General features: G+C 71.3%; 6 protein-coding genes and 2 pseudogenes. 4 read left to right on the forward strand and 4 right to left on the reverse strand.

Annotated features, from left to right (window positions below):
* A pseudogene (locus IE312_RS40285) lies at positions 1–308 on the forward strand (PadR family transcriptional regulator); the annotation flags it as partial.
* Here IE312_RS40285 and gad read toward each other — a convergent pair.
* Both gad and IE312_RS15655 read right to left on the reverse strand, forming a co-directional pair.
* Entirely contained in the window at positions 302–1,708 is a 1,407-nt protein-coding gene (gene gad, locus IE312_RS15650) for a glutamate decarboxylase (RefSeq protein ID WP_189982173.1), read from the reverse strand. The pseudogene IE312_RS40285 and the gene gad overlap by 7 nt on opposite strands.
* A gap of 25 nt (positions 1,709–1,733) precedes the next feature.
* Positions 1,734–3,017 (reverse strand): ion channel protein, encoded by a 1,284-nt coding sequence (locus IE312_RS15655; RefSeq protein ID WP_189982175.1) that lies wholly within the window; start codon positions 3,015–3,017, stop codon positions 1,734–1,736.
* Between the two features lie 112 nt (positions 3,018–3,129).
* Here IE312_RS15655 and IE312_RS15660 point away from each other — a divergent pair, with 112 nt between their 5' ends.
* Both IE312_RS15660 and IE312_RS15665 read left to right on the forward strand, forming a co-directional pair.
* Positions 3,130–3,894: a MerR family transcriptional regulator gene (locus IE312_RS15660; RefSeq protein ID WP_189982177.1), complete on the forward strand. Its 765-nt coding sequence runs from the start codon at positions 3,130–3,132 to the stop codon at positions 3,892–3,894.
* Between the two features lie 150 nt (positions 3,895–4,044).
* Positions 4,045–5,172, forward strand: a complete 1,128-nt coding sequence (locus IE312_RS15665; RefSeq protein ID WP_370467559.1) for a DedA family protein — start codon at positions 4,045–4,047, stop codon at positions 5,170–5,172.
* Positions 5,173–5,199: 27 nt separating this feature from the next.
* Here IE312_RS15665 and IE312_RS15670 read toward each other — a convergent pair whose 3' ends face one another.
* Positions 5,200–6,852: a threonine/serine exporter family protein gene (locus IE312_RS15670; protein ID WP_189982181.1), complete on the reverse strand. Its 1,653-nt coding sequence runs from the start codon at positions 6,850–6,852 to the stop codon at positions 5,200–5,202.
* Between the two features lie 113 nt (positions 6,853–6,965).
* A complete protein-coding gene (locus IE312_RS15675; RefSeq protein ID WP_030342671.1) occupies positions 6,966–7,457 on the reverse strand; it encodes an inorganic diphosphatase in 492 nt (163 codons plus the stop codon).
* Positions 7,458–7,581: 124 nt separating this feature from the next.
* On the opposite strand from IE312_RS15675, the pseudogene IE312_RS40290 reads away from it, so the two are divergent.
* Positions 7,582–7,766: pseudogene (locus tag IE312_RS40290) on the forward strand (D-alanyl-D-alanine carboxypeptidase/D-alanyl-D-alanine endopeptidase); the annotation flags it as partial.

Raw genomic sequence — 7,766 nt, forward strand, 5'->3', positions numbered from 1 at the left:
ACGTGAAGACCGCCGCCATCGGCTTCATGGTGGACCTGCCGAGGGCCGAGGCGGTGGCCCTGCTGAAGGAACGCTCCCGGCGGATCGAGCAGTGGCGGGCCTCGGTCACCGAGCACTACATCCCCGAGGACGGTCCCGGGCAGCTCGGACACATCGGCGAGATCATGAACATGTGGGTCCACACGGCCGACTCCGAGGCCGAGTGGACCCGCGGCCTCGTCTCCCGTATCGAGCAGGGCGCCTACACCTTCGCCGACGAGGGCGAGCCCTTCGCCGGCCTGCTCGCCGAGGACGCCAGGGGTCAGTGATGGAACCCGGTGGCGGCGCCCTTGTCCCGGGTCAGCGGGTGCGGCTGGCGCCGTAGCTCCGGCAACAGGCGGGCCAGGTCGTCGACGAACAGGTCGGCCAGGTCGTGCGAGAAGCCGTTGCGGCACACGATCCGCAGCACGGACAGGTCCTCCCGGTGGGCCGGGAAGGTGTAGGCGGGCACCAGCCAGCCGTTCTCGCGCAGCCGCCGGGAGACGTCGAAGACGTCGTACGAGGTGACGTCGTCGTTCGTCGTCAGCGCGAACACCGGCAGCTGGTCGCCGCGCGTGAGCAGCCGGAAGTCGCCGAGCGCGGCGATCCGGTCGGCGAGCGAGCGCGCCACGTCCCGGGTCGACTGCTGCACCGCGCGGAAGCCCTCCCGGCCCAGCCGCAGGAACGTGTAGTACTGCGCCACCACCTGGGCGCCGGGCCGGGAGAAGTTCAGCGCGAAGGTCGGCATCTCGCCGCCCAGGTAGTTCACCCGGAACACCAGCTCCTCGGGCAGCGCCTCCCGGTCCCGCCACAGCGCCCAGCCGACGCCCGGGTACACCAGGCCGTACTTGTGGCCGGAGGTGTTGATCGACGCCACGCGCGGCAGCCGGAAGTCCCACACCAGGTCCTCGTCCAGGAAGGGCGCCACCATCGCGCCGGACGCGCCGTCCACGTGCACCGGGACGTCGAGGCCGGTGCGTTCCTGGAGGGCGTCCAGGGCCGCGCACAGGTCGGCGATCGGCTCGTAGGAGCCGTCGAAGGTGGAGCCGAGGATGCCGACGACCCCGATGGTGTTCTCGTCGCACAGCTCGATGGCGGCCTGGGGGTCCAGGTGGAAGCGCTCGCCCTCCATGGGGACCAGCCGGGCCTCCACCTCCCAGAAGTTGCAGAACTTCTCCCAGCAGACCTGGACGTTGACGCCCATCACCAGGTTGGGCCGCGCGCCCGGGTACCGGTCGGCGTTCCGCCGCGCCCAGCGCCGCTTCAGGGCCATTCCGGCGAGCATGCACGCCTCGCTGGACCCGGTGGTGGAACAGCCCACCGCGGCCGCCGGGTCCGGCGCGTTCCACAGGTCGGCGAGCATCGCCACACAGCGCCGCTCCAGTTCGGCCGTGCGCGGGTACTCATCCTTGTCGATCATGTTCTTGTCCCGGCACTCCGCCATCAGCACCCCGGCCTGCGGCTCCATCCAGGTGGTGACGAAGGTGGCCAGGTTCAGCCGGGAGTTGCCGTCCAGCATCAGCTCGTCGTGCACCAGCTGGTACGCCGTGGACGGGGCCAGCGGGACGTCCGGCAGCCGGTGGGTGGGCGGGGCCTCGGTCATGCCGCCGACCGGATCGGCCTCCCCGAAGAACGGGTTGACCGATACCGTGCGCGCCTCGTGCCGCTCGGAACCTTTGTGCAGGGCCATGGGTGCCTCTCGGGGAAGTGGGGGATCAGCGGACCGGGGTGCCGTCCTCGCGCAGCTGCATCTGCGGACGGCCCGTCACCAGCAGCCAGGCCGGCAGCGAGGCGATGCACAGCAGCGCCAGGACGGCCGGCGAGGCGACCAGGACGGCGGCGGTGAACAGGCTCACCCAGCCCTGCCGGGTGATCGCCAGGAGCATGCCGAGGACGCCCGTGGCGACCCCCAGCGAGGGGTGCACGGCCGGCACGAGCGCGTGGGCGGCGAGACCGACGGCGCTGCCGACGAACACCGCGGGGAAGATCCGGCCGCCCCGGAACCCGCAGGACGCGGCGACCAGCAGCGCGGCCAGTTTCACCACCGCCATGGTGGTCAGCCCGCCCGCCGACCAGTCCTGCGGATCGCGGGCCAGCTCCCCGATCTCGGACAACCCCTTGAACAGCGTCAGGGGCCCGCCCAGGACCCCCAGGCCGGCCAGCACGACTCCGCCCGCCGGCAGCATCAGCATCGGGTGCCGCAGCCGCCGGAAGGCCGCGTGGACGTGGGGAAAGGCGTAGACGGCGCACATGCCGAGCGCCGCGGCCACCGGGGCGATCACCAGCGCCGCCAGCAGGTCACCCGCGCGCGGGTGACCCATGGGCGGCAGGCCCAGGTCGAAGGTGGGGTGGGCCACCAGGGTCGTCGTCATCGCGCCGCACGCACCGGCGGTCAGCGGGGCGAACACGTTGTCCCACAGCCGGCCCCGCATGGGCCGCCCCGCCATCGCCTCGGAGATGACCAGCGCCGCCGCCACCGGCGTGCCGAACAGGGCGCCGATCGTCGCGGACTCCGCCAGGACGGGCCACAGGGTGTCCGGTGTCCTGGGCATGAGGCGCGCGCCGAGCCAGGCGGTCAGACCCACGTTCGCGGCGATGATCGGGTTCTCCGGTCCGAGGCTGGGGCCGCCCGCCAGCATGAGGGCGGTGGCCAGGACCAGGCCGGGCAGCACGGCGGGCGGCAGGACGGGCGCGTGCAGCGACAGGGTGGCGGGGTCGGGACCGGCATGGCCGGGCACCTTCCAGACCACCAGCCCTACGGCGATACCGGTGACCGGGAGCATGATGAACAGCCACGGCGCGGACCAGCGGCCCACGCCCAGCGCGTCCGGCAGGGGTCCCCACAGCAGGCGCTGCAGCCGCTCCGCGGCGGTGCTCACCCCGACGAAGACCAGGCTCGCGGCCACGCCCACGACGACGGCGGGCAGGATGAACGGCAGCAGAGCCCGTGCCGGAGCGGTCGGGGCGCTCGGGGGCTCCTGCGTCGTCTCCTGGGCCACGCGATCACCATAAGCGGACAAAACGTATGCAACATCCCGAACCGCATCCCGCTTGCACCTCACGTGGCGTGAGGCCCGAGCGTGGAGGCCTACCGACGACAAGGAGCGGAAAGTGAGCTACTCCGTGGGACAGGTCGCGGGGTTCGCCGGCGTCACGGTGCGCACCCTGCACCACTACGACGAGATCGGCCTGCTCGCCCCCGGCGAGCGCACGTACGCCGGCCACCGGCGCTACAGCGACGCCGACCTCGACCGGCTCCAGCAGATCCTGTTCTACCGCGAGCTCGGCTTCCCGCTCGACGAGGTCGCGGCCCTGCTCGACGACCCGGACGCGGACCCGCGCACCCACCTGCGCCGGCAGCACCGGCTGCTGACCGCCCGGATCGAGAAGCTGCAGAAGATGGCCGCGGCCGTGGAGCACGCCTTGGAGGCACGCACGATGGGCATCGACCTGACACCGCAGGAGCGGTTCGAGGTGTTCGGTGACAACGACCCCGAGCAGTACGCCGAGGAGGCCGGGCAGCGCTGGGGCGGCACCCCGGCGTACGCCGAGTCGCAGCGCCGCGCGGCGGCCTACACCAAGGAGGACTGGAAGCGCATCCAGGCCGAGGTGGACGACTGGGGCGAGCGCTACGCCGCCCTGGTCGCCGCCGGAGGCCCGCCGGCCGGCGAGCCGGCCATGGAGCTGGCCGAGGAGCACCGCCGGCACATCAGCCGGTACTACTTCGAGGTCCCGTACGAGATGCACCGGTGCTTCGCGGAGATGTACGTCTCCGACGAGCGCTTCAAGGCGTTCTACGACTCCCTGCACCCGGGTCTCGCCGAACACCTGCGCGATGCGATCCTCGCCAACGCGGACCGGCACACCACGCCCTGACATCCTGGGGCCCGGGGTCCGGCCCGGCTCCGGGCCCCGGGCGGGAGCCGGTACCGCGGTGGAACCCGGGGCGGTCCCCCCACGTTGATAGTTTTGTACGGCGCCCGTCGGCGTTCAGCCGCCTTCACCCCCCAGGAGCCCGGACCCGTGATGACACTCGCCCTCGGCCCGAGCTGGCTGGACCCCAACTATCTGCTCGACACCTACAGCATCTGGGGCCTGCTGCTCATCGTCTTCGCGGAGTCCGGCCTGCTCATCGGCTTCTTCCTGCCGGGCGACTCGCTGCTGTTCACCTGCGGCCTGCTGATCACCTCCGGTGACCTGGACTTCCCGCTGTGGGGGGCGATCGCCCTGATCTGCCTCGCCGCGATCCTCGGCGACCAGGCGGGCTACATGTTCGGCAAGAAGGTCGGCCCGTCCCTGTTCAACCGGCCGGACTCGCGCCTGTTCAAGCAGGAGAACGTCACCAAGGCGCACGAGTTCTTCGAGAAGTACGGCCCGAAGTCCCTGGTCCTCGCCCGTTTCGTACCGATCGTGCGCACGTTCACGCCGATCATCGCCGGCGTCAGCGGCATGAAGTACCGCTCGTTCCTGATCTTCAACGTCATCGGGGGCGTCCTGTGGGGCGCGGGCGTCACCCTGCTCGGCTCCTGGCTCGGCGGCCACGCGTTCGTGAAGGACAACATCGAGGCGATCCTCATCCTGGTCGTCCTCGTCTCGGTGGTCCCGATCGGCATCGAGTTCCTCCGCGCCCGCGGCAAGAGCAAGAAGGCCGAGCAGACCCGGCCCGAGCCCCGGCCCCAGTCCCCGCAGCCGTCCGCCCCGCAGCAGCCGCAGTACCGGCAGCCCCCGGTCATGGACGACGCCACGACCCGCTTGCGCCGCGTCGAGCAGGAGCAGCCGCGGCAGTACCAGCAGCCGCAGCAGCAGGAGTGGAACCAGCAGCAGGGCCACGACGAGTACTACGACCAGCAGCGGTACGCGCAGCAGCAGTACGCGCAGGAGCAGTACCCCGCGCAGCAGTACCCGCAGGAGCAGTACCCGCAGGAGCAGTACGACCAGGGCCGGTACGGCCAGGACCCGTACGGCGCGCATCAGTACGGTCAGAACCAGTACGGCCAGAACCCCTACGGCGCGAACCAGTACGGCCAGAACGAGTACGACCCCGACCAGAACCAGAACCAGAACCAGAACCAGGCCCAGAACCACAACCAGGGCCAGGGCCAGGACCAGAACCAGGGCCAGTACCCCTACCCGTACGACCACCGGCGGCAGTAGCCGGGGGCGCGGTCGAGCCGGGCGCGCCTAGAAGCCCCTGGTCCGCTTCGCGGCGCGCCGCTTCCCGGCGGAGCCGACCCGGAGGAACAGCCGGGAGATCTCCGATCCGAGGTGGACCCCGATGGCGATGGCCATCGCCAGCGACGCGGCCTTGGCCAGTGACACCAGCCCCTTGTCCACGTCGTTCTGCGCTATGGACAGCAGCCCGAAATAGGTCGCGGAACCGGGCAGCAGCGGTCCGATCGCCGCCGTCGTGTACGGCAGCGCGGAGGCGAACCGGTACCGGGACAGCAGCTGCCCGAACAGTCCCACCAGGCCCGCCGCCACGGCCGTGGAGGCCACCGGCGAGATGTCGCCCGCGTAGCGCATCGCGCCGTACACCGACCAGGCGACTCCCCCGTTGAGGGTCACCCAGAGCACGGTGGACCGTTCCTGCTGGAGCAGGACGGCGAAGGTCAGCGAGAGCAGCATCGAGGCCGCGATCTGGATCAGCGGCCGCTGGGAGATGGTCGGCACCGCGTCCGGATTGAGCTTGCCGCCGATCTTCACGCCGAAGTACAGGACGACCAGCACGCCGACGACGATCCCGACGAAGAAGTACATGACCTCCAGCAGCCGGGCGGAGGCGGTGATGTAGAAGCCGGTCAGCCCGTCCTGCACGCCCGCCACCAGCGCCCGCCCGGGCAGCAGCGCGAACAGCCCACCGGTGATCACCGCCGAGCCGTTCACGTCCACGTGCGCCAGCGTCAGCGCCACCCCGATCGCCGCGGGCGGCATCGCGGCCACCGTGAACTGGTAGAACTCCGGCAGCCCGCGCCCGGCGCACAGCCACGCCAGCCGGTCGCCGAGCATGGCGCCCACCGCGGCCGCCACGAACACGACGACGTCACCGCCGACCAGTACGGAGGCCGCACCGGCCAGCAGCCCGCTCGCCAGGGTCAGCGCCCAGCCGGGGTACGGGTGCCGGTTGCGGCGGATCTCCGCCAGCCGCCGGTAGGCCTCCTCCAGCGAGACATGGGTCTCCGGGTCGGTCAGATCGTCCACGAGGCGGAAGACGGCCGCCAGACGGGTGTAGTCGGTGCCCCGCCGCCGTACCGTCCGGGACGCCGTCACCGGGTCGTCCACCAGGGAGGGCTGGTGCGAGATCGACAGCAGCGTGAAGGTGACGTTCGGCTCGCACCGGTCCAGGCCGTAGGACCGGCACACCGCGAACATCGCGGCCTCCACGTCCTCCGCGCCCTCGCCGCCGGCCAGCAGCAGCTCCCCGATACGCAGGGTCAGGTCCAGCACGCGCGGGACGGCCGGGCCGCCCTCCTCCACCCGCTGCACCGGCTCCGGCGCCGGCCGCTCGGTCACCGGCATGCGCAGCATCGTGCGCATCCGGTCCTGCCAGGGCGCGTCCTTGACCAGGCTGACCAGCGGCACCCCGGTGGCCGGCGTGAACGCGGACGGGGCCTGGTCGGCGCTGTAGGTGCTCGGCGGGCTGAACGCGGACCCCTCCGGTTCGGCGCTCGGCGGCTGCGGACTCAGCAGCCCCTCCGGCACCGCGAACTCCGAGGTCGTCTCCGAGTCGTCGCCCCTGGGAACGTCGAGCCCCCGGGGAATGGCGAACTCGGACGTGATCTCCGGGTCGTACCGCGCCTCGTCGGACCGGGGTTTGCGGTCCTCCGCCTCCGTCACCTGCACCGCTCCCTGAACGACACCTTCCGTAGGCCTCAGTATGCGCATGGGAACGCAAACGGGCCGCGCCACCCCCACAGGGTGCCGCGGCCCGCGGACGACAAACCGGCCGGTCAGTGGCCGCCCTGCTCCTTGAAGCGCTTGTACGACCGCTCGATCTCCACCTCGGCGTCCGTGCGGCCCACCCAGTTGGCACCCTCGACCGACTTGCCGGGCTCCAGGTCCTTGTACACCTCGAAGAAGTGCTGGATCTCCAGGCGGTCGAACTCGGACACGTGGTGGATGTCGCGCAGGTGCTCCACACGCGGGTCCGTGGCCGGGACGCACAGCAGCTTGTCGTCGCCGCCGGCCTCGTCCGTCATGCGGAACATGCCGATCGCGCGGCAGCGGATGAGGCAGCCCGGGAAGGTCGGCTCGTCCAGGATGACCAGCGCGTCCAGCGGGTCGCCGTCCTCGCCGAGGGTGTTCTCGACGAAGCCGTAGTCGGTCGGGTAGGCGGTCGAGGTGAAGAGGCGACGGTCCAGGCGGATCCGACCGGTCTCGTGGTCCACCTCGTACTTGTTCCGCGAACCCTTCGGGATCTCGATCGTGACGTCGAACTCCACCGGTGGCTCCTCCATGATCAGCACATAGTTCTGGTGGTTAAGTGTCCCTCACGCAGGTGTGTGATCGCGAAAGGGGCTGGTGGTCGTGCCAGAGCTGAGGCCTTGGCGAGCCGCGAGACCGCGAATGGTGCGGATCGCGAACGCCGTACGACCGCGTCTGGCGAGCGCCGGGCCACGCGTCACGCGGCTGACGAAGGCCGTCCGTGTCCGGTCTGTGCACCTCCCCCGTCTCCCCCGTGCGCGGACCGTCAGGACCTGGCAGTACACCGCGGGCGCCGCCACCGCCGGCCTGGCGCTGGCCGCCGGCGT

It is taken from the genome of Streptomyces capoamus (assembly GCF_014654935.1).
GTDB classification, from domain to species: Bacteria; Actinomycetota; Actinomycetes; order Streptomycetales; family Streptomycetaceae; genus Streptomyces; species Streptomyces capoamus.